We start from the raw sequence: 24,411 nt of genomic DNA on the forward strand, positions 1-24,411 counted from the left end.
CGACGGGCCGCCCGGCCAGGAGCTATGAGCGGCGGGCGACCGCGGCGATCACCGCGGCCGCCCCCGCGGCCACGGCGGCCGCCGCGGCCCCGGCCAGGGTGCGCTCGTGCCGCAGCGCCCACAGCTGCGGCGAGTCGGCGATCGAGCGGTCGTCGAACACCCCGTGCGCCCCGTGATCGCCGGGCACCGGCTCATAGAGGTTGCTCGGCAGACCGGGCCGGCTGCCCTTGTCCGGAGCCTGCTGCCCCGCGTAGCCGGTGCGCGCGAGGTAGGCGTCGGCGACGCGGCTCGCCGCCCGGCTGCCCAGCACGGTGAGCACCGTCGGGCCGCCGGCCCAGGTGCGCCGCTTGGGGCGCTCGGCCACATCCGCGACGACCCGGGCGCCGGCTTCCGGCTGGTAGACGGGCGGCACCGGCTGCGGGTGCTCGGGCAGCGACGACTTCACCCAGTCGAACTGGATCGTGTTGAGCGCCGGCATGTCGACCTGCGACAGCTTCACGTGCGAGCGATCGTGCAGCAGCTCCACCAGCACGGACTCGGTGAAGCCGGTGATGGCGTGCTTCGCGCCGCAGTACGCGGCCTGCAACGGGATGCCCCGGTGCGCGAGCGCCGACCCGATCTGGATGATGTGGCCGCGATCACGCGGCTTCATGCGGCTGAGGGCGGCGCGGGTACCGTTCACCGTGCCCAGGTACACGACGCGCGTGACGCGCTCGTAGTCCTCGGGCAATGCGTCGAGGAACTCGCCGAACACCCCCGTCATGGCGTTGTTCACCCACAGTTCGATGGGCCCGAGCTCGCTCTCGACGCGGGCGGCGGCCGCCTCGACCTGACCCCACTCGGCGACGTCGGTCTCCACGGCGAGCGCACGGCGCCCGGCCAGTTCGACGTCGTGGGCGGCCCCGGCGAGCCCGTCGAGGCCGCGCGCGAGCACGGCCACGTCCCAGCCGCGCGCGGCGAGCTCTCGCACGATGGCGCGGCCGAGGCCGGCCGAGCCGCCGGTGACGACGGCGACGCCGCGCGGATTCCTGCTCTGCGATCTGCGCAGAGGGGTCCGGGCCCCGCTCACGGCCGATCCTTCTTCTCGGCGAGGAAGGCCAGTCGTTTGAGCGCCTCGACGGTGCGGGGGAAGCCGAGCACGTCGCGGGCGGGTTTCGGCACCAGCATCCCCGGCCCCGAGATCGCGTCCTCGTACATGCGCACCACGCAGCCCGCGGCTCGCGGCTTCACGTCGAATTGCACGACCGCCTTGCCGAGGAAGCTGCCGTGGGCCTCCAGCACGGCGTGCCGCGGGGCATCCCACTCGCGCACGGTCGTCAGGTCGTCGATGACGGCGGGCCAGAGCCCGAAGGAGTGGTGCAGGGCGGCGCCCGGCGCCGGCCACTCCCCCTCGACGGCGCGGGCGCGCGAGGCTCCGACGACCCACGACGGGTAGGTCCAGGGGTCTTCGAGCACGCCGAACACGGCCTCGGGCGTGGCGTGCACCAAACGGTAGGCGACGGTCATGCCCTTCCGAATACCCAGGTGGGCCGGTGGGCACCGATACCGCAACGGAAGGAGCGAACATGTTCGAGCACTTCAGCACACCGCGGGACCTCTTCGAGTACCAGCTCGGCTCGGCCCTGACCATGGAAGACGACTCGCTCACGATGCTGCGCGAGCTCGAGGTGGCGGCCCAGGGCGTCGAGGTGAAGCAGCAGCTGCTGCACCACCAGCAGGAGACGCAGCAGCAGATCGCCAACCTCGAGCAGGCGTTCCAGCTGATCGGCAAAGAGCCCGACCGCTCACCGTCGCCGACGACGAAGGGGCTCATGAAAGAGGGCACGGCGCTCGTCGCCAAGACCGACAAGCGGCTCGTCGACAGCGTCGTGCTCTCGGCCGCCCTCAGCACCGAGCACTACGAGATCGCGGCGTACCAGAGCCTGTGCATCGCCGCGGAGTCGCTCGGCCTGACGGGCGTCGTCGAGCTGCTGAAGCAGAACCTCGAGGAAGAGCAGCACACCAGCGAGGAGCTGACGCAGGCGGCGCGGAAGCTCGCGACGGCCTTGGCTGCGGCCTGAGGCGCATACGGAAGAGGAGGGGCGGCGCAGCCGCCCCTCCTCTTCTGCCGTCTGGCGCTCGCGGCACCGCTCTCGACCCGCCGACGCGCATTTAGGAAGGTAAATCTTGCAAGATATGCCTTGCAAGTGTAGTCTTCTGAATATGCGGGATGAGATCGACGTGGAAGCGACCGCAGCCGAGCTTCGTCGGGCGGTGAGCCAGGTGAAGCGGCGTATGCGCAACAACCGCTCCACCGATCTGAGTGCGCCGGAGTCATCTGTGCTTTCGCGCCTCGACCGCAACGGCCCCGACAGCATCGCAGGTCTCGCCCGGTGGGACCAGGTCACGCCGCAGACGATGGGCTCGACCGTCGCGTCGCTGGAAGCCCGCGGCTTCATCGAGCGCCGCCCCGACCCTGAAGACGGGCGCCGCTTCGTGCTGTCGTTGACGGCAGCCGGTGCGCGTCAGCTGCACGACATCCGGGATGCCGCGACCAGCAGCATCGCCGCGGCCCTGCGCGATCATCTCACTCCCGCCGAGATCCGCCTCATCCACGACGCGGCGCCGCTCATCGAGCGCGTCGCCCAGTACCTCTAGCCGATTCTTCCTTCATCAACGGGCGCCGCATGGCCGTCCGCTACCGAGCGCGCCCTCGTGACGCCCAGGAGTGCTTTATGTCTGACGCAATGACCGCCTCGCCGCCTCTCGCGAGCAAGCCGTTCAACTGGCGGTTCACCACCCCGCTGTACATCGGCTCGGCGCTGAACCCGATCAACAGCTCTCTGATCGCGACGGCCTTGGTGCCGATCGCGGCCGGAGTGCACGTCTCGATCGGCCAGACGGCCGCGCTCGTCTCGGCGCTCTACCTCGCCAGCGCGATCGCACAGCCCACCGCCGGCAAGGCGGCCGAGGTGTTCGGGCCGCGGCGCGTGTTCCTCACGGGCATCCTGCTCGTGCTGGCCGGTGGCGTCGTCGGCGGGGTCGCTCCCGGTCTGCTCGGACTGATCGTCAGTCGCGTCCTGATCGGCCTCGGCACGTCCTGCGCGTACCCGACGGCGATGGTCCTGATCCGCCGCCGTGCCCGCGCGGCGGGGCTGGAGAAGCCGCCAGGCGGCGTGCTCGGCGGCCTCATGATCGCCGGCGTCGCCACTGCCTCGCTCGGACTCCCCATCGGGGGCGTCCTCGTGCAGTTCCTCGGTTGGCGCTCCGTCTTTCTCGTCAACGTCCCCGTCGCCCTGATCGCTCTCATCGCGACCCTCATGTGGGTGCCCCGCGATGCGGCCATCGAGCAACGCTCTGCACGACGCATCGCGTCCGATCTCGATGTGACGGGAATCATCGGGTTCGCACTGTCGATGACGAGCCTCCTGCTCTTCCTCTCCAGCCTTCCGAAGCCGAACTGGGCGCTGCTCGCGGCCACGATCGTGCTCTGGGCGCTGGAGATCTGGTGGGAGCTGCGCGCGAGGTCCCCGTTCTTCGATGTCCGGCTGCTGGGCCGCAACGGGGCTCTCACCCGCACCCTCGTCAGGTTCGGTCTGGTCATGCTCTGCGGTTACGTGGTCCTCTACGGCATCACGCAATGGCTCGAGGCATCCCAGGGGATGTCGGAGCTGGGCGCGGGCCTCCTCTTGATCCCGATGACCGTCATCTCCGGCGTCGTGGTCGTGCCGTTCTCGCGCCGCAACCTCGTCCGCGGTCCGATCATCGGCGCGGCCGTCGCGTGCATCGCCGCCGCCATCAGCGCGCTCTTCCTGCCCACCCCGGCCTGGCTGGTGATGACGCTCGCCGTCACCATCCTGCTCGGCTTCGCGCAGGGCGCGGCGAGCAGCAACCAGCTCGCCCTCTACAGCCAGGCCACCGCCGAGCAGCTCGGCACCGCATCCGGTCTCATGCGCTCCTTCGGCTACCTGGGCTCCATCGCCTCCTCCGCTGTGACGGGCATCGTCTACCGCACCTCGGTGAGCGACAGCGGCGTCACGACCATCGCCTGGATCATGGTCGGCTGCAGCCTCGTCCTCCTCGGCATCTCGATCTTCGACCGCACGCTCGGGCGCACCGCCGCTGCGGCCGCGTGACCCTCACGACAAACGCCTGTGCCCCTCACCACTCACGTACGGAGACAACCATGACCATCACCGCAATCGACGCGAGCGCCACCCTCATCGTCCTCGATCTCCAAGCGGCAGCGGCCGCCGCTCCGGCCATCGAGCCGGTCCCCGCCGTCGCCGCGCGGGTGGCGGAACTCGCCGACGCCTTCCGCGCCCACGCACGCCCCGTCGTCCTCGTGCGCGTCGCCGGCACCGCCCCCGGGCGCACGGACGCCGGCGACCCGGCAGGCCTCACGCTCCCCGACGAGTACACGCAGTTCCTGCCCGAGCTGCGCGCCGCCGAAAGCGACCACACGGTCACGAAGAACAGCTGGGGGGCTCTCGGCCGCACCGGCCTGCTCGACGACCTCGACGAACGCGGCATCACCCAGATCGTGCTCACCGGCGTCTCGACCAGCCAAGCCGTCGAGTCCACCGCCCGCGCCGCCTATGACCACGGCTTCCACGTCACGATCGCGACCGACGGCATCACCGACGTCGACGAGGCTGCGCACCACCACGCGCTTGCTCACACCTTCCCGCGCATTGCCGAAACCGGCACGATCGCGGAGATCATCGCCGCGCTGGACGCCTGACCGGCGATCGCAGACCGCAGACCGCCCCGCGGGGCGTCAACAGGCCGGCCAGACCGCTACCGTGACGCCTGCTCCTCGAGATCCTCGGCGATCGACTCGATCGCCTCGCTGCGCAAGCGGATGCCGACGGCCTCCAGCCGCTCGCCGATGAGCGTCGCCGTGTCGCCGCGCACGCGTCCGTGCTCGATCTCGTCGAGAACGTCGGCCGCGATGCGCTCGATCGTCTCCTCATCGGAGTGCTCGGCGCCGTCGTCGGCGATGTCCCTGGGGATGTCCGTCATGGCCGCCTGCCCGTCACAGGCCCGCGGGGCCGCCCTCGCCGAGAGCGGGCTCGTCACCGCCGTCGAGATCCTGCGGCGCGTCGTTCTCGTCCTCATGGGCGTCATGCTCGTGATACGCCGGCTCGGCCTCGCGCGGCGAGCCGCCCGTCGGCCCGTCGTTCCCGTCGCCCGCGCCCGGCTCGACCGTCTCGCCGGCCACGGCGTCGTTCGTGGTCACGGTGTTGCGCTCGACCCACTCGAGCAGCTCGTCGTCGCTCTTCCCGCCGGGCGTCTGGTTCTCGTCAGTCATGCCGGACCGGTACCCGGCTTCGCCCCGCGCATTCCGCGCACAGACCCCACGGCGCGCCGAGGGCCGGCGGCCTCTTGCGGCGCGGCCCGCCCGCCTCGAAGCTGTGGTGCGACACAGGAGGGCACCATGAGCGGCAGACGAGGACGGGCATCCGACGGCGGGTGGGGGCTGATCTTCCTGATGGCCTACATCGGCGCCGCGATCTACTTCATCTCGCATTCGGGCGGCGGATTCTGGCCCGTGATCCTCGGGCTGCTGCAGGCGGCGGTCTGGCCGGTCTACGTGATGTACCACGTGCTGACGCTGCTGCACGCGTGAGCCCCGCCGGAAGGACGGGGCACCGGCAAGAGAAGGGGAGAAGTGTGCCCCATGTTGGATTCGAACCAACGGCCTTCTGCTCCGGAGGCAGACGCTCTATCCCCTGAGCTAATGGGGCCAGGGCATGCTCAGGCTATCAGAGCGCAGGGGGCGGATGCCTCGCCGAGGCATCCGCCCGCCCTGTCGCTGCTTACGCCGCGATCTTCGCGGCGACGGCCTTGCCGTGGCTCTCGGCCGCCGCGTGCGCGTCGGCGAGGTTCTTGCGGGCCAGGTCGACCAGCTCGGCCATGGCCGGCGTGGTCTCGGCGAGCGTGAGCTCGGCCTCGATGACGGTCACCTCGTAGCCCCAGACGTCCTGCAGGACGCGCTTCAGCCACGCCGAGGCGTGGTCCCAGCCGTAGCGCGGGGTGCCCTCGCCGTAGCCGCCGCCGCGCGCGATCACGAGGAATGCGGACTTGCCGGTGCCGGCCTTCGTCTCGGCGCCCGGGCCGAAGCGGCCGTCGGTCAGCACGAGGTCGAACCAGGTCTTGAGGTGCTGGGTGACGCCCCAGTTGTAGAACGGCGCCGCGATGATCACGGCGTCGGCCGCCGCCAGCTCGTCGGCCAGCTCGGTCGCGAGGGCGACGGCGGCGTTCTGCTGCTCGTTGCGCTGCTCGGCAGGGACGTAGCCGGCGAAGGCCGCGGTGGCCCACGCGTCGGACGGCAGGGGGTTGAGGCCGATGGAGCGGCTGGTGGTGGTCACCGCGTCGCCGAGCTCGGCGACGATCGCGTTCTCGAGGGTTTCGGAGACGGCGCGGGTGACGGAGCCCTCGGGCTTGATGCTCGCGTCCAGTCGGAAGACGGTGCTCATGGGAATGCTCTCCTTGACGGCTTGGTTGTTGTGCAAGACAGCGTTATTCACAGCAGATGTTCTGTGACTCAGACGATCATAAGCACAGACATTCTGAGAGTGGCAACAGAGTGCGGCGCAGAACCACGAAGAACGGAACCCAGGCGGATAAAGTGAGCGACATGGCAGGCACACAGGAGCGACAGGCCGACCTCGGCTGGTCTCTCGGCACCCTGCTGCGCGGCTATCTGAAGCTCTCGACCGAGGCGCTCGACGGGCTCCCCGGCGGCACCCGCGGCTTCCAGGTGCTCTCGGTCGCCGCGTCGAACTCCTGCGGCAACCAGGCGCAGATCGCCGAGTCGACGGGCCTCGACCGCACCGTGCTGACCTACCTCATCGACGACCTCGAGAAGGCCGGGCTCGTGACCCGCACCCCCGACCCCCACGACCGCCGCTCCCGCCGCGTGACCCTGACCGACGTCGGCACCGAGCGCCTGCGGCAGCTGACCGCGCGCATGAACCAGGTCGAGGAGCGGCTTCTCGCCGGGCTCCCCGCCGGCGACGCCGCCGCTCTGCGCGAGATCGTGGTGCGCGCGGCGCACTCGCTCGACGCCGACCCCGAAGAGGTCTGCAGCACCGTCGACGAGGTCGCCGCAGAGGTATCGGCTTAGGCCGTCACGAAATCGATCAGCTGCTCGACCCGGCCGAGCAGCGCCGGCTCGAGGTCGGCGTAGGTGCGCACCCTACCGAGGATCCGCTGCCACAGGCGCGCGATGTCCTCTTGATTCTCATGCGGCTGCCGCAGCGCCTGCGCGATGCCCTTCTTCCACTGGATGCTGCGCGGAATCTCGGGCCACTTCTGAAGGCCCACGCGTTCAGGCTTGACGGCCTGCCAGATGTCGACGAACGGATGCCCCACGACGAGCACGTCGCGACCATAGGGCCCCCTCGCCACCGCCTCGGCGATGCGGCTCTCCTTCGACCCCTTCACGAGGTGGTCGACGAGAACCCCGACCCGGCGGCTCGGCTCTGGCCGGAACTCGGCGAGCAGCTCTTCGAGGTTGTCGACGCCCTCGAGGTACTCGACGACGACGCCCTCGACGCGCAGGTCGTGGCCCCACACCTTCTCGACGAGCTCGGCGTCGTGCCGCCCCTCGACGAAGATGCGGCTGCCGCGGGCGACGCGCGCCTTGACGTCGCCCGCGTGGAAGGACCCCGAGGCGCTTCGGGCCCGGCCGGCGACGCCGCTCGGCGCCGCCTTGGGCTCCGGCTTGGTCAGCACGACGGGGCGGCCGTCGACGAGGAATCCGTGCCCCAGCGGGAACACGCGCACCTTGCCGCGCCGATCCTCGAGCTGCACCAGGCCGCCCTCTGCGATGCCCACGACGGCTCCGACGAAGCCGCCGTCGACGACCTCGACGACGAGATCGCGCTCGGCCGGGGTGGGCACCGGCTGCACCACGCCGCGGCGGCGCCAGTTCTTGTCGGCGAGCACGTCAGAGCCGTACGGATCGTCCCAGGTCACCCGATCGAGGCTAAATGTCGAATCGATACGACCCGCCGCGCGACGCGCGACTAACGTGAGCCGTATGGCGACGAAGAAGTTCCTTTTCATCGGTGGCACCGGAACGATCTCGGCGAGCAGCGTGCGGCTCGCGGTCGAGCGCGGTCATGACGTCACGGTGCTGAACCGCGGGCGCGAGTCGAGCCGGGCGCTGCCCCCTGAGGTCGAGAGCCTCGTTGCGGACATCCGCGACCCCCAGTCCGTGCGCGAAGCCCTCGGAAACCGCGAGTTCGACGCGGTCGCCGAGTTCCTCGCCTTCACCCCCGAGCACCTGCAGACCGACCTCAGCCTGTTCGGCGGCCGCACCGGGCAGTACGTGTTCATCAGCTCGGCTTCGGCGTATCAGACGCCGCCGTCGCGCATTCCGGTCACCGAGTCGACGCCGCTCGTGAACCCGTTCTGGAAGTACTCGCAGGACAAGATCGCCTGCGAGGACCTGCTCGTCGCCGCCGTGCGCGAGCGGGGGCTGCCCATCACGATCGTGCGGCCGTCGCACACCTATGACGAGACGCGGCTGCCGACCACCGGCGGCTGGACCGACGTCGCCCGCATGCGCGCCGGGAAGCCCGTCGTCGTGCACGGCGACGGCACCTCGCTGTGGACGATCACCCACGCCCGCGACTTCGCCGTCGCCTTCGTCGGGCTGCTCGGCAATCCCCTGGCGATCGGCGACACCTTCCACATCACGGGCGACCACCACCCCACCTGGGACCAGATCTACACCTGGATCGGCCAGGCCGCGGGCGTCGCCGAGCCCGAGCTGGTGCACGTCGCGAGCGAGACGATCGGCCGGGTGCTGCCCGAGCAGCTGCCGGGCCTCATCGGCGACAAGGCTCACTCGATGGTGTTCGACAACGCGAAGGTGAAGGCCCTCGTGCCCGAGTTCGCGACCACCGTGCCGTACTGGCAGGGCGCGGCCGAGACGATCGCCTGGTTCGACGCGCACCCCGAAGCGCGGCAGACGGATGCCGCGCTCGACGCGGCCTTCGACAAGCTGGTGGCGCACGCGCGTTCGCTCTGAGCGGTGCGGCGACGCCGCGGGGCGGGTGACCGCATCGAGGCGTGCCGAAACGGTGCTCTGGCGCAAAAGCCCCTTTTGGCACTCTTCGATGCGGCTGTGGGCCGCGTCGAGGCGGCTGTGGGCCGCGTCGAGGCGACTGTGGGCCGCGTCGAGGCGACTGTGGGCCGCGTCGAGGCGGCTGTGGGCCGCGCGCGTTCGCTCCGGGGGAAGCCACCCGCGCCGCACGGCTCTGCCGCAAGCGCACGCCGGTCGATAGTGTGGCGACATGCCCGCGCGCTTCCTCGTCGTGCCCCAGTGGCAGGGTTCCGGGTCGTCCCGAGCGATGCGGCTCGCCGACGGCGCGAACGCCATTGCGGGCGACCTGCCCTCAGCCGCCACGACGCCCGTCGAGGTGCGGGTCGAAGCGGGTGAGTCGCTCGGCACCGGGGTGCAGCGCTATTCCTCGATCCGTGCCGTCGCCGACCAGGTGCGCTCGGCTCTCGACACCTTCGCGGCAGACGAGACCGTCTTCCTGATCGGCGGCGACTGCGGCGCCGACCTCGCCACGGCCGCCCGCGCCGCGGAGCAGCACGAGGGGCTGCTGATGGTCTGGTTCGACGCGCACGGCGATCTGAACACACCGGATTCCTCCCCCACCGGCACCTTCAGCGGAATGGTGCTGCGCACCCTGCTCGGCGACGGCGCCGAGGGGCTCGCGCCCGAGCCGGCCGCGTTCGCCCCAACGCGCGTGATCCACGCCGGGGCCCGGGCGCTGGACGACCCCGAGGCCAAGTACCTCCAGTCCTCAGGCATCCGCGCCCTCGGCGTCGCCGAGCTCGCGACGCCCGACGCGATCGTCGAGGCCGCCGCCGCGACGGGCGCGACGCAGATCTACGTCCACGTCGATCTCGACGTGCTCGACCCGGCCGTGATCGAGGGCGTGGGATTCCCCGAGCCCTTCGGCCTCGAGGTCGAGCAGCTCACCGCCGCGATCCGCGCCCTGCGAGCTCGCTTCGAGCTGGTCGGCGGGGCAGTGACGGGCTTCGCCCCGGCATCCCCCGACGCCGCGGCATCCGATCTCTCGGCCATCCTGCGCGTGCTCGCCGCGCTCACCCGACCGCTGCCCACCCCAACGGAGGAATCATGACCAGCTACGACGTCATCGTCATCGGAGCGGGCGCGATCGGCGAGAACGTCGCCGACCGCGCCGTGCAGGGCGGCCTGAAGACCGTCATCGTCGAGGCCGAGCTGGTCGGCGGCGAGTGCTCGTACTGGGCGTGCATGCCGTCGAAGGCGCTGCTGCGCAGCGGCTCGGTGCTCGAGACCGCGCGAGCGGTCCCCGGTGCTGCCGAAGCCGTCACGGGGTCGCTCGACGTCGAGCGGGTGCTCGCGCGCCGCAACACGGTCACGAGCAACTGGAAGGACGACGGCCAGGTGTCGTGGCTCGACTCCGCGCACATCGACCTCGTGCGCGGCCACGCCGTCTTCACGGGGCCGAAGTCGCTCACCGTGACGGCCGCCGACGGCACCGTCACCGAGCTCACCGCGACCCACGCCGTCGCCGTCTCGACCGGCTCGCTGCCGATGCTGCCCGACACGCCGGGCCTCGCCGAGGCCCAGCCGTGGACCAGCCGCGACGCCACGAGCGCGAAGTCGGTTCCCGCATCGCTCGCCATCATCGGCGGCGGAGTGGTCGCCGCCGAGATGGCGACCGCCTACACCTCCCTCGGCGCGCAGGTGACCCTGATCGCACGCGGCACGCTGCTCGGCGGCCAGGAGCCGTTCGCCGGCGAGAAGGTCGCCGCGGCGCTCACGAAGGCCGGCGCCGACGTGCGCCTCGGCACGACCGTCGACCGCGTCGAGTCGGCCGAGTCCGGCGGCGGCCACACCCTGCTGCTCTCCGACGGCACCGCCGTGACCGCCGAGAAGATCCTCGTCGCCACGGGCCGCGTGCCCCGCACGAGCGACCTGGGGCTCGAGGCGATCGGCCTGCCCGCCGGCGACTGGCTCACGACCGACGACTCGCTGCGCGTGCTCGGGCCCGACGGCGCCCCCATCGACTGGCTGTACGCCGCCGGCGACGTCACCGGGCGCGCGCTGCTCACCCACCAGGGCAAGTACCAGGCGCGCATCGCGGGTGACGCGATCGCCGCCCGGGCGCTCGGCAAGCACGTCGACACCTCGCCGTGGGGCGTGCACGCGGCGACCGCCGACCACGCCGCCGTGCCGCAGGTCACGTTCACGACGCCCGAGGTGGCGTCGGTGGGGCTCACAGCGGCCGAGGCCGAGCGGCGCGGCATCCGCACGCGCGTCGTCGACTATGAGATCGGCTGGGTCGCGGGCGCGACGATCCACTCCGACGGCTACGAGGGCACGGCGCGGGCCGTCGTCGACGAGGACCGTCGCGTGCTCGTCGGCGTCACCTTCGTCGGGGCGGATGTCGGCGAGCTGCTGCACTCCGCCACGATCGCCGTCACCGCCGAGGTGCCGATCGAGCGGCTCTGGCATGCCGTGCCCTCGTACCCCACGCTCAGCGAGGTCTGGCTGCGGTTGCTCGAGAGCTACGGGCGCCCAACGGCATGAGCGCGCTGCTGCGCCTCCTCTCGCTGCCCGGCTACCTGTTCGCCACCTGCGTGGGGCTCGTCTGGGGCTTCCTGTGGAGCACCGGCGAGGTCCGCCGCCGCGCCGGCCTGTTCGTCTTCACCGGCATGCCGAAGTGGGCCTTCGGCCGCGGCGGCTCGTGCGTGGGCTCGTGCTATCTCACCGCCGACAACGCGAGCGACACTGTGCTCGAGCACGAGGCGGTGCACAAGCGGCAGTGGCAGCGCCTCGGCATGCTGTTCCCCCTGCTCTATGCGGCCGCGGGTCGAGACCCGCTGCGCAACCGCTTCGAGATCGAGGCGGGGCTCGAGAAGGGCGGCTACCTGTGAGCGGGGTGCCGAGCCGGGTCGTCGTCGTCACCGGGGCGAGCTCGGGCATCGGCCGCGAGACCGCGCTGGCGGCGGCCGACCGCGGCGATCACGTCGCCGTCGTCGGGCGCAACCCCGAGCGCACGCGCTCCGTCGCGAGCCAGGCGGGCGGTGAGGCATACGTCGCCGACTTCGATCGCCTCGATGACGTGCGGATGCTGGCCGAGCAGCTCCTCGCCCGCTATGAGCGTATCGACGTGCTCGTCAACAACGCGGGCGGCCTCGTCAGCGAGTGGGAGCTCACCGCCGACGGGCACGAGCGCACGCTGCAGTCGAACGTGCTCGCGCCGTTCCTGCTGACCCGGCTGCTGCGCCCGCGGCTCGAAGCGACGTCGGCACTGCCCGGCGTCGCGCCGGGAACGGTGCGCGTGCTCGCGACGGCCTCGATGGCGAACCAGTGGGGCCGCCTGCAGCTCGACGACCTCGAGTGGGCCGAGCGCCCCTACCGCCGCGGCTGGCCCGTGTACGGCACGGCGAAGCTCGCGGTCGTGATGTGGGTCCGCGAGCTGGCCGAGCGCCTGACCGGCACGGGGGTGGACGCCTATTCGGTGCACCCCGGCATGGTGGCGACGAGCTTCGGCGGCACCTCGCGCCTCGTGCGCCTCGGCAACACGGTCCTCGCGGGCCACTGGGGTCGGTCGGCGCGAAGCGGGGCCGAGCCGCTGATCGCGTTCTCGAGCACGCTGCCGATGGATGCCCCGAGCGGCACTTACTTCTCGAGGTTCCGCCCCTTCGGCCGCACCGCTCCCCAGGCATCCGACCCGGCGCTGCGGCACGCGCTGTTCGAGCTGCTCGTCGAGCTCACCGGCTGACGCGCGTCACCACACGGGCGGGCGGCGGAAGCGCCAGCGGATCTTCCGCTCGAGCTGCGCGCTCAGGGCGAGCAGGGTGCGTTCGCCCCCGGGGCGCCCGATGAGCTGCACGCCCATCGGCAGGCCGGCCGGGGCATCCGCCGTCGGCTCCGTCTGGAAGACGGGGACGGTGATCGCCGGCAGCCCGCTCACGTTCACCATCGACGTGAAGGGCGTGTAGCGGCACTGCTGCTCGAAGTTCCGCTCGGCGTCGTCGTGGTCGTACCACCCGTTCGGCCGCGGCGTCATCGCGAGCGCCGGGGTGAGCACCGCGTCGAAGCTCGCGAACCGGGCGATGAAGTCCCGCTCGAAGCGCCGCAGGGTGCGCAGGCTCTCGATCACCCGGGCGGCGGGAAGCGCGCGCCCCGCGGTGACGAGCCACTGCGTGAGCGGCTCGGTGCGGGCGAGCTGCTCGTCATCGAGCGGCAGGGTCGCGGCACCGGCCTGCCACACGTCGCGGAATGCGGGCGCGTACGTCGGGTCGGGCGGCAGCTCGGTCTGCTCGATGCCGTGACCGAGGCCGGTCAGGGCGTTCACGGCCGTCTCGAGCGCCAGGGATGCCTCGGGCGAGATCTCGATGCCGGGGTAGGCGGCGTCCCACGCGGAACTCGTCATGACGCCCAGCTGGAACCGCCTCGTGCCGTCGTCGAGCTCGCCGCGCACCGCCGCCGAGAGGAAGGGGCCGTCGCCGCCGGCCGCCCGCACGGCGTAGTGGTGGTCGATCGCCCCGTCGGGGCGCCTCGCGATCATGCCTTCGAGCAGCAGGGCCGCATCGGCCGTGGTGCGGGCGATCGGGCCGTTCACGACGAGGCCGTCGGCGCCGCCGAGCCCGCTGCCCGCGGGCACCAGGCCGCGGCCGGGCTTGAGGCCGACGAGGCCGCATGCCGCTGCGGGAATACGAATGGAGCCGCCGCCGTCCGAGCCCGGCGCGAACGGCAGCAGGCCCGCCGCGACGGCCGCCGCCGCTCCCCCGCTGGAGCCGCCGGCGTTTCGGGTGAGGTCCCAGGGGGTGCGCGCCGGCGGCGCGACGAGCGTCTCGGTATAACTCGGCATGCCGAACTCGGGCGCCGCGGTCTTGCCGAGGCTCACGGCTCCGGCCGCATCGAGCTGGGCGACCTGCTCGTCGTCGGCGTCGGGCACGTAGCCCGCCATGGCGCGCGAGCCGTAGCCGGTGGGAATGCCGGCTCGGTTCCAGAGATCCTTGTCGGCAGAGGGCAGCCCCCACAGCGGCGCCGTCGTCGGCACCGAGGTCTCGACGACGCGCGCGCGCTCGAGCGCCTCATCGCCGGTGACGGTGACGAAGGCGCCGACCACGTCGTTCACCGCCTCGATGCGCTCGAGGTAGGCCTCGGTCAGCTCGACCGGGCTGATCTGCCGGCTCTGCAGCAGCTGCCACTGCTCGAGGGCGGTGTATTCGTGCAGGTTCGTGTCGTCGCCGGCATCCTCGATCTCGCTCACTCCCCCACTCTCGCACTGCGCGCTTCGCGTGTCGGGCGGCTCGAGCCCGTTGCGCTGCTCAGATCCTCTCGACGCGGCGCGGATCCGAGCAGCGCGAAGAGGATCCGAGCAGCGCGACGCGGGGCGGGGTTCAACGCGGCGCCGCGCGCGAAAGCTGCCGGGATGACGTGCCGGCGCTCAGTGGCCCGCGCGCGGCGGCCGCAGGCGCGTGTCCTCGAGGTCGAGCATCGTCTGCACACTGGCGAGCGCCCGCGTCGAATAGCGCCCGAGCCGCTGCTCCTCGACCAGCTTCTCGCGCTCCGCATCGACGACGAGCCGGCGCAGTGCCATGAACAGCTGGTGCGGGCGCTGATCGAGCGGAACGTCGGAGGCGCGCACCCGCTCCCAGGCGACCTCGGAGCGCAGGAAGGTGCTCTGACGCACCCGCTCGAGCACGTCGGGGTCGATCTCGCCCTCGATCCCGAGCGCCTCGCGCGGGTCGTCGAGCGCCTTGAGGCCGGCATTGCTGACCTCGTCGAGCAGGCGGGCGACGTCGCGCCCGTCGGCGTCCGCGTCCACGCCGGGAATCCGCAGCAGCTTGATCAGCCACGGCAGAGTTCCGCCCTGCACGACGAGGCTCGCGACCGCCACCGTGAAGGCGATCAGGATGAGCTGCGAGCGATACGGGACGCTGCCGTCCGTCGGCAGCGACTGCGCCGCAGCCAGGGTGACGACGCCGCGCATGCCCGACCAGCCGAGCGCGATGCCCCCGCGCCAGTCGATCTGGTTCTCACGATCATGGTCGAGATCGGCACGACGCCGCGCATAGTCCTGCTCTGCGCGCCGTTTTCGCCGCGCGTCGCGCGGCTTCTCGACCGGGTGGGCGCGGAAGTACGACAGCCACAGCCACTGGCGCAGCAGCCGTTTCTCGCGACGGGCGACGGCGCGGCGCATACCGGCCAGCAACGGCACGATCCACGCGAAGCGGATGACGATGAGCGCGGCGGTGGCGAGCAGGCCGATGCCGACGGATGCCCCGATGCTCAGCACCGACTGATTGACGTGGTCCACGAGGAAGCGGATCTGCAGGCCGATCGCCAGGAACACCGCATTCTCGAGCAGGAACTGGACCGTGCCCCAGTTGATGCGCTCGTTGATGCGGGCCTGCGCAGAGAGGAGCCGCGGCCCCACGCCGCCGACATAGAGCCCGGCGATCACGACGGCCAGAACGCCCGACGCGTTGAGCGCCTCCGCGGGCATGAACGCGACGAAGGGCACGATGAGCGAGATGGCGGTGTCGAGCGTGGCATCCGTGAAGCGCGAGCGCACCCATGTCGTCACGATGCCGGCCGCGAGCCCGATGATCACCGCGACCACGACGGCGTAGCCGAAGTCCGTCGCCACGTGCCAGGGCGTGCCGATGCCGCCGGCGACGACGGCGAGCGCCGAGCGCAGCAGCACCAGGGCCGTGGCGTCGTTGAGGAGCCCCTCGCCCTCGAGCAGGGTGAGCAGGCGCGGCGGCAGCCCGAGGCGCCGCCCGATCGACGTCGCCGCGACGGCGTCGGGCGGGGAGATGATGGCGCCGAGCGCGATGCCCGCCGCGAGATTGAGGTGCGGCAGCAGCGTGTAGAGCAGGAATCCCGAGCCGAGGGCCGTGATGACGACGAGGACGATCGAGAGGCTCGCGATGGGGGCGAGGTTCCGGCGGAAGTCGGTGATCGGCACGGTGAGGGCTGCGGCATACAGCACCGGTGGCAGCACGACGTCGAGGATCAGCTCGTACGGCACCTCGACCTCGGGCACCCCGGGAAGGAACGAGATGCCGACGCCGACGAGCACGAGGATGATGGGCGCCGCGATGCCGAGGCGCCGAGAGAACGCCGCGACGGCCACGATGACGCCCACGCCGATGATCGCGTAGACGCCGAGCTCCATGCCTCTCAGCCTATGAGGCGGCTGAGCGTTTTTCTTAACGTCCGCCGCATACGTAGCTGGGAACCGCTGACCTCTAGAGCGGAACGGCGAGCTGTGCCGAGATCTGCGCGCGCACGATGCCGGTCATATCCGTGCGGCCGCCGTCGAGCAGCCACTGCAGCTGCAGGCCGTCCATCAGAGCGACGAGCTGGGGGCCGGCCGCGTCCGGGTCGACGCCCTCCTTGAGCTGTCCGCGCTCCTGCGCGAGGCGATAGGCGCGGGTCGTCGCGCAGAGCGTGTGGGCGTAGCGGGCGACGAAGTAGTCGTGCGCGGGATGCTCGCTGCTGGTCGCCTCGGCCGAGAGCACGGCATACAGCTCGACCACTCCCCGCCGTCGCGCGTTCAACTCGACGATGTCGACCAGCCGTCGCAGCACGGCCACGCCGTCGCCCTCGTCTTCGTCGAGCGTCGAGGAGTCGATCTCGTCGCGGCGTTCGAGCACCGCGAGCAGCAGCGCCTCCTTGGTCGCGAAGTAGTGCAGCAGGCCCGGGTGCGAGATGCCGACGCGGGCGGCGAGTTCGCGCAGCGACGCGCTGCGGTACCCGACCTCGCCGAACAGCGTCATCGCCTCGTCGAGGATCTGCTGGCGGCGCGCGCGGCCCTTCGCGTACCCGCCGGAACGCCGGGAGGCGGTTGCTTCGTCTTTGATCGTCATGCCCTGCCCAGGATGCCACGGCCGAGCCGATCTGAATATTTACCACTCGGTCAGTTATCGGTGTTAGCCTCGCTGCGGTGCGGCCAGAGTGGGCCGCCGGACAGAGGAGTTCAAGGATGAACGTGCAACTCGACCAGACGTCGGCGTCTGGCCCGTCTGCACACAAGGAAGCGCGCTCGGCTTCAGCCAGCACCGGCGTCCTCGTGATGTATGTCGTCGGGTTCTTCATGATGTACATCGCCGTCATGACACCGGTCGTCAGCACTCTCGCGGTCAAGGTCTCGACCCTGACCGACGATGCCCATCGAGTGGGGGCGCTGAGCGCGGTCACCGGCGTCGGCGCCTTCTTCGCCTTCGTGGCGAACCCGATCGCCGGGGCGCTCTCCGACCGCACGACCTCGAGGTTCGGCATGCGCAAGCCGTGGCTTCTCGCCGGCGTGATCGGCGGCGTCGTCGGCCTCGTGATCATCGCGGTGGCCGGCGCGATCTGGCAGGTCGTGATCGGGTGGGCGCTCGCTCAGACGGCGTTCAACGCGGCGCAGGCCGCGTTCCAGGCGGTCCTGCCCGACCAGGTGGACGAGGCGCGGCGCGCTAAGGTGTCCGGCTGGGTCGGCACCGGGCAGAACGTCTCCGCCCTCGTCGGCATCGGCATTGCGACAGTGCTCGCGGGTGCCGGCATCGCCACGGCGTGGATGATCATCATCCCCGCGGCTCTCGGCCTGATCGGCGTCGTGCTGTTCTCCCTGGTGCTGCGCGACCGCGTGCTCGACAAGGCGAGCGCAGAGCCGTTCCACCTCGGCCGCTTCTTCGCCGGCTTCTGGGTCAGCCCGCGTAAGTTCCCCGACTTCGGCTGGGCCTGGCTGGGGCGCTTCCTGATGCTGTTCGGCTTCGCCTCGTACAACAACTACCAGCTGTACTACCTGCAGGACCGGTTCGGCTTCGACACCGCGACCGCCCTCAGCTGGCAGCTGCGCCTGATGATCCTGCAGGCGATCCTGCTCACTCTCTCGGCGGCGCTCGGCGGCTGGCTCTCCGACCGGCTGCGCCGCCGCAAGGTCTTCGTCATCATCGCGACCGTGCTCGCCGGCGCCGCGCTCGCCGTCTTCGCCCTCGCCGGCCAGCCGGGCCTGCTCTACGTCGCCTCTGGGCTGTTCGGCATCGGCTTCGGCGCCTACATGGCTGTCGACCTTGCTCTGGTCACCGACGTGCTGCCGAACCGCGAGACCGAGGCCGCGAAGAACATGGGGGTCTTCAACATCGCGAATGCGCTGCCGCAGTCCCTCGCGCCCGCGGTCGCCCCGGCGCTGCTCGCCATCGGCGCGGGCGGCGGCGAGAACTACACCTCCCTCTTCCTCATCGGCGCGGTGATCATCGTGATCGGCGCGGTGAGCACCATGTTCATTCGCGGCGCACGCTGACCCGAGACGAAAGCAGAGATACAGACATGACCGACACCACCTCCCGCATCGACATCCCCCGTCTTCTCGCCGAGCTGAGTCTCGAAGAGAAGGCCGCCCTGCTCGACGGCTCGGACTTCTGGAATACGCAGGGCGACGATTCCCGCGGCATCCCCGCGATCATGCTCACCGACGGCCCGCACGGGCTGCGGAAGCAGGCGGAGGGCGCCGACCACCTGGGCCTCAACGCGTCCGTTCCCGCCACTTGCTTCCCGCCCGCCGCGGGCCTCGCCTCCAGCTGGGACCCGGCGCTCATGCAGCGCGTCGGCGCAGCGCTCGGCGACGAGTGCCGCGCCGCCGACGTCGCCGTGCTGCTCGGGCCGGGCGTCAACATGAAGCGCTCGCCGCTGTGCGGCCGCAACTTCGAGTACTTCTCGGAAGACCCGCTGCTGGCCGGCTCGCTCGCCACCGGGCTCGTCACCGGCATCCAGAGCAAGCAGGTCGGCACCTCGCTGAAGCACTTCGCGGCCAACAACCAGGAGACCGACCGTATGACGGTCGACGCTCAGGTCGATGAGCGCACGCTGCGCGAGATCTACCTTCCCGCGTTCGAGAAGGTCGTCACCGAGGCGCAGCCCTGGACCGTGATGTGCTCGTACAACAAGATCAACGGCGTCTACGCCTCCGAGAACCGCTGGCTGCTCACCGAGGTGCTGCGCGAGGACTGGGGCTACGAGGGCCTCGTCGTCTCCGACTGGGGCGCCGTCAATGAGCGCGACAAGGCGGTCGCGGCCGGCCTCGACCTCGAGATGCCGTCGTCGGCCGGCGTCGGGCAGCGCCGCATCGTGGAGGCGGTCGCGGCCGGCACGCTCAGCGAGGAATCCGTCGACGCCGCGGTCGCCAACGTGCTGGGTCTGGTCGCCAAGTCGCAGAACCGCGAGCCGCTCGATTCGTTCGACGTCGATGCGCACCACGCCCTCGCGCGTGAGGCGGCGCTCGAAAGCGCGGTACTGCTCAAGAACGAGGGCGGCATTCTGCCCCTCGCCGCGCAGGGCGGGCCCGTCGCGGTGATCGGCGAGTTCGCCCGCACGCCGCGATTCCAGGGCGCCGGCTCGTCTCAGGTCAACCCGACCCGCATCGATTCCGCGCTTGAGGCGCTCGAGCTGGCCCTGCTCGGGAAGCGCGAGCTGCTCTTTGCGCCCGGCTTCGAGATCGAGGCGGATGCCGCGGACGACGCTCTCGTCGCCGAGGCGGTCGAGGCCGCCCGCACCGCCGAGGTCGCCCTCGTCTTCCTCGGCCTGCCGCCGTCGTACGAGTCCGAGGGCTACGACCGCGAGCACATGGAGCTGCCCGCGCAGCAGCTCGCCCTGCTCGAGGCCGTCGCGGCCGTGAACGAGAACGTGGTCGTGGTGCTCTCGAACGGCTCGGCCGTCACGGTCTCGGGTTGGGAGGGCCGGGCCAAGGCGATCCTCGAGGGCTGGTTGCTCGGTCAGGCCGGCGGGTCGGCGACCGCGGCTCTGCTCCTGGGCGAGGCGAATCCCTCAGGCAAGCTCGCCGAGACCATCCCGGTGCGCTTCGAGGACAACCCGGCCATCGGCAACTTCCCCGGCGAGAACGGTGTCGTGCGCTACGGCGAGGGCCTGCTCATCGGCTACCGCTGGTACGACGCGCACGCGCTGCCCGTCTCGTACCCGTTCGGCCACGGCCTCTCGTACACGAGCTTCGCCTACTCCGAGCTCGCGGTCGACGTCCTCGACGACAGCGCCTCGCCGCGCGTCCGGGTCGGCCTCACCGTCACGAACACGGGGCGGGCCGCGGGCGCCGAGGTCGTGCAGGTCTACGTGACGGATGCCGAGGCATCGGTCTACCGCCCCGAGCAGGAGCTGCGCGGCTTCGCACGCGTGCACCTCGAGCCCGGCCAGTCGCAGACCGTCGCGATCGAGCTCGACTCGCGCGCCTTCGCGTTCTGGAGCACCGCCGCGCACGCGTGGGTCGTCGAGGGCGGCAGCTTCGACATCCGCGTCGGCGCGTCGAGCCGCGACATCCGCCTCACCGACACCGTCACGCTCACGGGAGCCGAGATCACCCCGCCCCTCGCGGTCGACTCGACCGCCGACCAGTTCCTCGCCCACCCGCGGGGCGGCGCATGGCTGCGAGAGGCGCTCGCGGGCACCGAGATGGGCGCGATGCTCTTCGACGAGACGCATGGTCGAATGATGCGGGCCATCCCCCTCGTGCGCCTCTCCCGGTTCCCCGGCGCGCCCTTCGACGAGTCCGCCCTCGCCGAGGCCGCCGCACTGGCGTCGGCTCAGGCGTGAGCGGCGACGAGATGGGCGGGGCCCGCTACCGGGATCCGGGCGCGCCGGTTGCAGAGAGGGTCGCCGACCTCCTCGCGCGGATGACGCTCGAGGAGAAGGCGGCTCAGCTCTTCCAGACCATGGTGCAGGTGGGCTCCGGCGGCACGCTCGTCGAGGACACCGGGCGCTTCGGGCTGCCCGGCACGAGCGAGCTCGTGGTCGAGCGCGGGCTGACGCACCTCAACGTGCTGGGCGCCCCCGGCACCGCCCGCGAGTTCGCGCTCTGGCACAACCGGCTGCAGGAGCTCGCGGCGGCCACCCGCCTGGGCATTCCGGTGACGGTGGCCACCGACCCACGCCACTCCTTCACCGACAACCCGGGAACGGGCCTGCTCGCCGGCCCGTTCTCGCAGTGGCCGGAGACGCTCGGGCTCGCCGCCACCCGCGACGCGCACCTCGTCGAGGAATTCGCGGACACGGTGCGCCGCGAGTACCTCGCGGTCGGCCTGCGGTCGGCGCTGCACCCGCAGGTCGACCTCGCCACCGAGCCGCGCTGGGCGCGCGCCGCCGGGACGTTCGGCGAGAGCGCCGAGCTCGCCGGGCGGCTCGGCGCCGCCTACGTGCACGGCCTGCAGGCCACGGGTGAGATCGCCCGGCGGCGCGGCGGCAGCGGCCGCTTCGGCAGCGCGAGCGTGTCGGCCATGACCAAGCACTTCCCCGGCGGCGGACCTCAGAAGGACGGCGAGGACCCGCACTTCCCCTACGGGCGCGAGCAGGTCTACCCGGGCGGTCGGTTCGACGAGCACCTTGAGCCGTTCCGCGCGCTCATCGCGGCCGGCACACGGCAGATGATGCCGTACTACGGCATGCCGGTCGGCCTCGCCGTCAACGGCGAGCCCGTCGAAGAGGTGGGCTTCGGCTTCAATCGCCAGATCCTCACGGGGCTGCTGCGCGAGAAGCTGGGCTTCGACGGCGTGATCTGCACCGACTGGGGCCTGATCACCGATGCCGAGTTCGCGGGGCTGCCGTTCCCCGCGCGGGCGTGGGGCGTCGAGCACCTCACGCCGCTCGAGCGGGTGGCGAAGGTTCTGGATGCCGGCGCCGATCAGTTCGGCGGCGAGGCGTGCCCCGAGCTGGTCGTCGAGCTCGTGCGCAGCGGCCGCGTCTCCGAAGAGCGCATCGACGCCTCGGTGCGACGGCTGCTCGGCGAGAAGTTCCTGCTCGGGCTGTTCGACGAGGGCCGCTACGTCGACATCGAGGCCGCCGATGCGCTCGTCGGTGCGCCCGACGCCCGCGCTGCGGGGCTGCGGGCCCAGTCCCGCTCGATCACCGTGCTCGAGGCCGCCACGTCGGGCCGCTCGGCGCTGCCGCTCGCCGCGGGAACGCGCGTCTTCATCGCGGGTGCGGACGCCGACGGCATCACGCACGAGCGACTCGAGCTCGTCGACTCCCCCGACGGCGCCGATGTCGCGATCGTCCGCCTCGCGGCGCCGTTCGAGCAGCGTGGGCCCGGCTTCGAGTCGTTCTTCCACGCGGGCTCCCTCGAGTTCCCCACCGCTCAGGTCGACGAGGTCCTCGCCCTGGCCGCGCGCGTGCCGACCATCGTCGACGTGTATCTCGACCGTCCCGCCGTGCTGACGCCCTTCGCCGGGCGGGTCGCGGGTCTCGTCGTGGACTACGGGGCGTCGACTCGCGCGCTGCTCGATGCCCTGAGCGGCGCGGTTCGGCCGGAGGGAAAGCTGCCCTTCGATCTGCCGCGCTCGATGGCCGCCGTCGAGGCATCCCGCCCCGATGTCCCCTTCGACACGGCCGACCCGCTGTTCCCGTTCGGGCACGGACTCGAGCTGGGCTGAACTGAGCTGCGTCACGCTCGACGCGGTGCGCTACCGAGCGGTGCGCACCGCGTCGAGCGCGGCATCCAGCATGTCGGCGGCCGCGGCCGGGTCGGCGCGCACCAGGGCCATGGCCGACAGCACGAACGACGTGCAGCTCGTGGTCAGAGCACGGGCTCGTGCGGCGCCGAGTCGCGGGTGGCGCGCCGCGACGCCCGCGGCCACGGCGGCGCGCAGCTCGGCGTAGTACTGGACCACGATGGCCTGAAGGGCGGCGTCCTGCCCGAGGGGCCCGCCCGCGGCGGCGAGCAGCAGGCATCCGTTCGCCGCCCGCGCGCTGGGGCGCTCGATCATAGCCTCGCGCAGCCCCGTGAGGTAGTCCTCGAGCGCGCCCGGCTCGACCTCGGCGGCGCGCAGCGGCGCGAGCCGCGGCCGGAACACGTCGTCGAGATAGCTGGCCACGGCCGCGTCGAACAGGCCGCGCTTGCTGCCGAACGCCTGGTAGAGGCTCGAGCGGTTCAGCCCTGTGGCGCGTTCCAGCTCGGGCACGGATGCCTCGGCGAAGCCGAGGTCCCAGAAGACGCCGCGCGCCGCCTCGACGACCGCGCCCGCATCGAACGTCCGGGTGCGTCCCATGTTGCCCATCCTCACTTTTGTGAACTGATCGTTCCAGTATATAGTGGAACGATCGTTTCAATATTAAGGATGTCCCGCCATGACTGCTTCGATGCGCGCACTCGTGCATGACACCTTCGGCGAACCGCATGAGGTGCTGAAGGTCGAATCTCTTCCCCTTCCGCAGCCGGGGCCCGGGCAGGTGCGGGTGCGTACCCTGCTCAGCCCCATCCACAACCACGACCTGTGGACCGTGCGCGGCACCTATGGCGTGAAGCCCGAGCTGCCCGCGCAGGCGGGCACCGAGGCGGTCGGCGTGGTCGACGCCCTCGGCGACGGCGTCGAGAACCTGTCGATCGGGCAGCGCGTGGCCACGGGCGGCACCTTCGGCGTGTGGGCCGAGTACTTCCTCGCTCCCGCCGCCGGCCTCCTTCCCGTGCCCGACGGCCTGAGCGATGAGACCGCCGCGCAGCTCGTCTCGATGCCGTTCAGCGCGATCGCGCTGCTCGAGACGCTGCAGCTCGAGCCCGGGCAGTGGCTCGTGCAGAACGCAGCCAACGGCGCCGTCGGGCGTCTGCTGGCACAGCTCGCCGTCGCGCGCGGCATCCACGTCGTCGGCTTGGTGCGCCGTGCCGAGGGCGTCGCCGAGCTCGAGGCGCAGGGCATCACCGGAATCGTGGCGACCGACGCCCCCGACTGGCGCGAGCAGGTCGCCGCACTCACCGGCGGCGCGCCGATCGCCGTGGGCGTCGACTCGGTCGGCGGCACCGCCAGCGGCGACGTGCTCTCGCTGCTCGCCGAGAACGGCCGCATGGTCGTCTTCGGCGCCATGGCCTCGCCGATCATGAACCTCGCCTCGGGCGACGTCATCTTCAAGAACCTCACCGTCACCGGGTTCTGGGGTCTCAAGGTCAGTGCCGCGATGCCCGCGGCCCAGCGCGGCGCGCTGCTCGGCGAGCTGGTGACGCGCATCCGCGAAGGCGCCCTGACCCTGCCCGTCGCGGCCACCTACGGCTTCGACGACATCGCCCAGGCGAGCCGGGCGAACTTCGAGCCGGGCCGCGTCGGGAAGGTGCTGCTGCGCCCGTAGGCAGGCCAACAGACAATCGACGTCGGGGCCGGTGCGCAATTGCGCATCGGCCCCACTTTGGCGTGCAGCGCGTTCACGCTTCTGCCCGGACAGCGAAGTCCGCGCGTTGGGGGTGCGATTCGCGTCGTTCGGCGACACTAGATGCCGCTTCATCGCCTTCCATCCTTCTCGCGACGACAGTGGATGTCGTTCCGGCGGCAGAGATGCGGCGTCTACTGTCGCCGCGCAGGCGGGTGCGCTGAGCCGACCCGCGAACGGCGATGCACGCCCTGACGGCCCGGCGGCCGCTT

Annotated in this window: 25 protein-coding genes and 1 tRNA gene; 15 read left to right on the forward strand and 11 right to left on the reverse strand. The window is 71.5% G+C overall.

Features of this window, described 5'->3' with window-relative positions; translation table 11 throughout:
* Positions 1–22 precede the first annotated feature (22 nt).
* Positions 23–1,069 (reverse strand): SDR family oxidoreductase, encoded by a 1,047-nt coding sequence (locus ABD716_RS04880; RefSeq protein WP_344774403.1) that lies wholly within the window; start codon positions 1,067–1,069, stop codon positions 23–25.
* Positions 1,066–1,506 carry an SRPBCC family protein gene (locus tag ABD716_RS04885; RefSeq protein WP_344774405.1) on the reverse strand — a complete coding sequence of 147 codons (441 nt, stop codon included), beginning with the start codon at positions 1,504–1,506 and terminating at the stop codon, positions 1,066–1,068. Before ABD716_RS04885 ends, ABD716_RS04880 begins: the two co-directional genes overlap by 4 nt.
* 59 nt (positions 1,507–1,565) lie before the next feature.
* Between ABD716_RS04885 and ABD716_RS04890 the strand changes: the two genes are divergently transcribed.
* The 4 genes from ABD716_RS04890 (at position 1,566) to ABD716_RS04905 (ending at position 4,723) form a co-directional block, all read left to right on the forward strand.
* A complete protein-coding gene (locus ABD716_RS04890) occupies positions 1,566–2,060 on the forward strand; it encodes a YciE/YciF ferroxidase family protein (protein WP_344774407.1) in 495 nt (164 codons plus the stop codon).
* A gap of 142 nt (positions 2,061–2,202) precedes the next feature.
* A complete protein-coding gene (locus ABD716_RS04895) occupies positions 2,203–2,637 on the forward strand; it encodes a MarR family winged helix-turn-helix transcriptional regulator (protein ID WP_344774409.1) in 435 nt (144 codons plus the stop codon).
* A 77-nt stretch (positions 2,638–2,714) separates the two neighbouring features.
* On the forward strand, positions 2,715–4,115 hold the full coding sequence (locus tag ABD716_RS04900; protein ID WP_344774411.1) for an MFS transporter: 1,401 nt from the start codon (positions 2,715–2,717) through the stop codon (positions 4,113–4,115).
* Positions 4,116–4,165: 50 nt separating this feature from the next.
* Entirely contained in the window at positions 4,166–4,723 is a 558-nt protein-coding gene (locus ABD716_RS04905) for an isochorismatase family protein (RefSeq protein WP_344774413.1), read from the forward strand.
* 56 nt (positions 4,724–4,779) lie between these two features.
* On the opposite strand, the gene ABD716_RS04910 is transcribed toward ABD716_RS04905, so the two are convergent.
* The gene (locus ABD716_RS04910) at positions 4,780–5,004 is read right to left on the reverse strand and encodes a hypothetical protein (RefSeq protein WP_344774415.1); all 225 of its coding nucleotides are present in this window, start codon (positions 5,002–5,004) and stop codon (positions 4,780–4,782) included.
* A gap of 13 nt (positions 5,005–5,017) precedes the next feature.
* On the reverse strand, positions 5,018–5,293 hold the full coding sequence (locus ABD716_RS04915) for a hypothetical protein (protein WP_344774416.1): 276 nt from the start codon (positions 5,291–5,293) through the stop codon (positions 5,018–5,020).
* Between the two features lie 126 nt (positions 5,294–5,419).
* On the opposite strand from ABD716_RS04915, the gene ABD716_RS04920 reads away from it, so the two are divergent.
* The gene (locus ABD716_RS04920) at positions 5,420–5,611 is read left to right on the forward strand and encodes a hypothetical protein (RefSeq protein WP_344774418.1); all 192 of its coding nucleotides are present in this window, start codon (positions 5,420–5,422) and stop codon (positions 5,609–5,611) included.
* Positions 5,612–5,656: 45 nt separating this feature from the next.
* Here ABD716_RS04920 and ABD716_RS04925 read toward each other — a convergent pair.
* Together ABD716_RS04925 and ABD716_RS04930 are read right to left on the reverse strand one after the other, a co-directional pair.
* Positions 5,657–5,729: transfer RNA gene (locus tag ABD716_RS04925), tRNA-Arg, on the reverse strand.
* A gap of 72 nt (positions 5,730–5,801) precedes the next feature.
* The gene (locus ABD716_RS04930; RefSeq protein ID WP_344774420.1) at positions 5,802–6,461 is read right to left on the reverse strand and encodes an NAD(P)H-dependent oxidoreductase; all 660 of its coding nucleotides are present in this window, start codon (positions 6,459–6,461) and stop codon (positions 5,802–5,804) included.
* Between the two features lie 161 nt (positions 6,462–6,622).
* Between ABD716_RS04930 and ABD716_RS04935 the strand changes: the two genes are divergently transcribed.
* Positions 6,623–7,111, forward strand: coding sequence for a MarR family winged helix-turn-helix transcriptional regulator (locus ABD716_RS04935; protein WP_344774422.1), 489 nt, complete (start codon positions 6,623–6,625; stop codon positions 7,109–7,111).
* On the opposite strand, the gene ABD716_RS04940 is transcribed toward ABD716_RS04935, so the two are convergent.
* On the reverse strand, positions 7,108–7,965 hold the full coding sequence (locus ABD716_RS04940; protein WP_344774424.1) for a DUF3097 domain-containing protein: 858 nt from the start codon (positions 7,963–7,965) through the stop codon (positions 7,108–7,110). The genes ABD716_RS04935 and ABD716_RS04940 overlap by 4 nt on opposite strands.
* Before the next feature lie 64 nt (positions 7,966–8,029).
* On the opposite strand from ABD716_RS04940, the gene ABD716_RS04945 reads away from it, so the two are divergent.
* The 5 genes from ABD716_RS04945 (at position 8,030) to ABD716_RS04965 (ending at position 12,785) form a co-directional block, all read left to right on the forward strand.
* A complete protein-coding gene (locus tag ABD716_RS04945) occupies positions 8,030–9,025 on the forward strand; it encodes an SDR family oxidoreductase (protein WP_344774426.1) in 996 nt (331 codons plus the stop codon).
* A gap of 265 nt (positions 9,026–9,290) precedes the next feature.
* Complete coding sequence (locus tag ABD716_RS04950) at positions 9,291–10,151, forward strand: arginase family protein (protein WP_344774428.1); 861 nt, start codon at positions 9,291–9,293, stop codon at positions 10,149–10,151.
* Entirely contained in the window at positions 10,148–11,587 is a 1,440-nt protein-coding gene (locus ABD716_RS04955) for a dihydrolipoyl dehydrogenase family protein (protein ID WP_344774430.1), read from the forward strand. The genes ABD716_RS04950 and ABD716_RS04955 overlap by 4 nt, the downstream gene beginning before the upstream one ends.
* Positions 11,584–11,934: a Fe-S oxidoreductase gene (locus ABD716_RS04960; RefSeq protein WP_344774432.1), complete on the forward strand. Its 351-nt coding sequence runs from the start codon at positions 11,584–11,586 to the stop codon at positions 11,932–11,934. The genes ABD716_RS04955 and ABD716_RS04960 overlap by 4 nt, the downstream gene beginning before the upstream one ends.
* On the forward strand, positions 11,931–12,785 hold the full coding sequence (locus ABD716_RS04965; RefSeq protein ID WP_344774434.1) for an SDR family NAD(P)-dependent oxidoreductase: 855 nt from the start codon (positions 11,931–11,933) through the stop codon (positions 12,783–12,785). The genes ABD716_RS04960 and ABD716_RS04965 overlap by 4 nt, the downstream gene beginning before the upstream one ends.
* A gap of 6 nt (positions 12,786–12,791) precedes the next feature.
* Here the strand turns inward: ABD716_RS04965 and ABD716_RS04970 are convergent, their stop codons facing one another.
* The 3 genes from ABD716_RS04970 to ABD716_RS04980 all read right to left on the reverse strand — a co-directional run bounded on the left by ABD716_RS04970 (position 12,792) and on the right by ABD716_RS04980 (position 16,890).
* Positions 12,792–14,282, reverse strand: a complete 1,491-nt coding sequence (locus ABD716_RS04970; protein ID WP_344774436.1) for an amidase — start codon at positions 14,280–14,282, stop codon at positions 12,792–12,794.
* A gap of 177 nt (positions 14,283–14,459) precedes the next feature.
* Positions 14,460–16,196: a cation:proton antiporter gene (locus ABD716_RS04975; RefSeq protein ID WP_344774438.1), complete on the reverse strand. Its 1,737-nt coding sequence runs from the start codon at positions 16,194–16,196 to the stop codon at positions 14,460–14,462.
* A 73-nt stretch (positions 16,197–16,269) separates the two neighbouring features.
* Positions 16,270–16,890, reverse strand: a complete 621-nt coding sequence (locus ABD716_RS04980) for a TetR/AcrR family transcriptional regulator (protein WP_344774440.1) — start codon at positions 16,888–16,890, stop codon at positions 16,270–16,272.
* Between the two features lie 116 nt (positions 16,891–17,006).
* Between ABD716_RS04980 and ABD716_RS04985 the strand changes: the two genes are divergently transcribed.
* Genes ABD716_RS04985 through ABD716_RS04995 form a run of 3 tightly spaced genes read left to right on the forward strand, consistent with a single transcriptional unit; the run spans position 17,007 to position 22,437 of the window.
* Positions 17,007–18,308 (forward strand): MFS transporter, encoded by a 1,302-nt coding sequence (locus ABD716_RS04985; protein WP_344774442.1) that lies wholly within the window; start codon positions 17,007–17,009, stop codon positions 18,306–18,308.
* Between the two features lie 26 nt (positions 18,309–18,334).
* Positions 18,335–20,605 (forward strand): beta-glucosidase, encoded by a 2,271-nt coding sequence (locus tag ABD716_RS04990; RefSeq protein WP_344774444.1) that lies wholly within the window; start codon positions 18,335–18,337, stop codon positions 20,603–20,605.
* 11 nt (positions 20,606–20,616) lie between these two features.
* Entirely contained in the window at positions 20,617–22,437 is a 1,821-nt protein-coding gene (locus ABD716_RS04995) for a glycoside hydrolase family 3 protein (RefSeq protein ID WP_344774521.1), read from the forward strand.
* Positions 22,438–22,467: 30 nt separating this feature from the next.
* Here the strand turns inward: ABD716_RS04995 and ABD716_RS05000 are convergent, their stop codons facing one another.
* Positions 22,468–23,052, reverse strand: a complete 585-nt coding sequence (locus ABD716_RS05000) for a TetR/AcrR family transcriptional regulator (RefSeq protein WP_344774446.1) — start codon at positions 23,050–23,052, stop codon at positions 22,468–22,470.
* A gap of 91 nt (positions 23,053–23,143) precedes the next feature.
* Here ABD716_RS05000 and ABD716_RS05005 point away from each other — a divergent pair, with 91 nt between their 5' ends.
* Positions 23,144–24,121 carry a zinc-binding dehydrogenase gene (locus ABD716_RS05005; RefSeq protein ID WP_344774523.1) on the forward strand — a complete coding sequence of 326 codons (978 nt, stop codon included), beginning with the start codon at positions 23,144–23,146 and terminating at the stop codon, positions 24,119–24,121.
* Positions 24,122–24,411: the final 290 nt, after the last annotated feature.

It is taken from the genome of Gryllotalpicola kribbensis, from assembly GCF_039538245.1.
Lineage (GTDB): Bacteria > Actinomycetota > Actinomycetes > Actinomycetales > Microbacteriaceae > Gryllotalpicola > Gryllotalpicola kribbensis.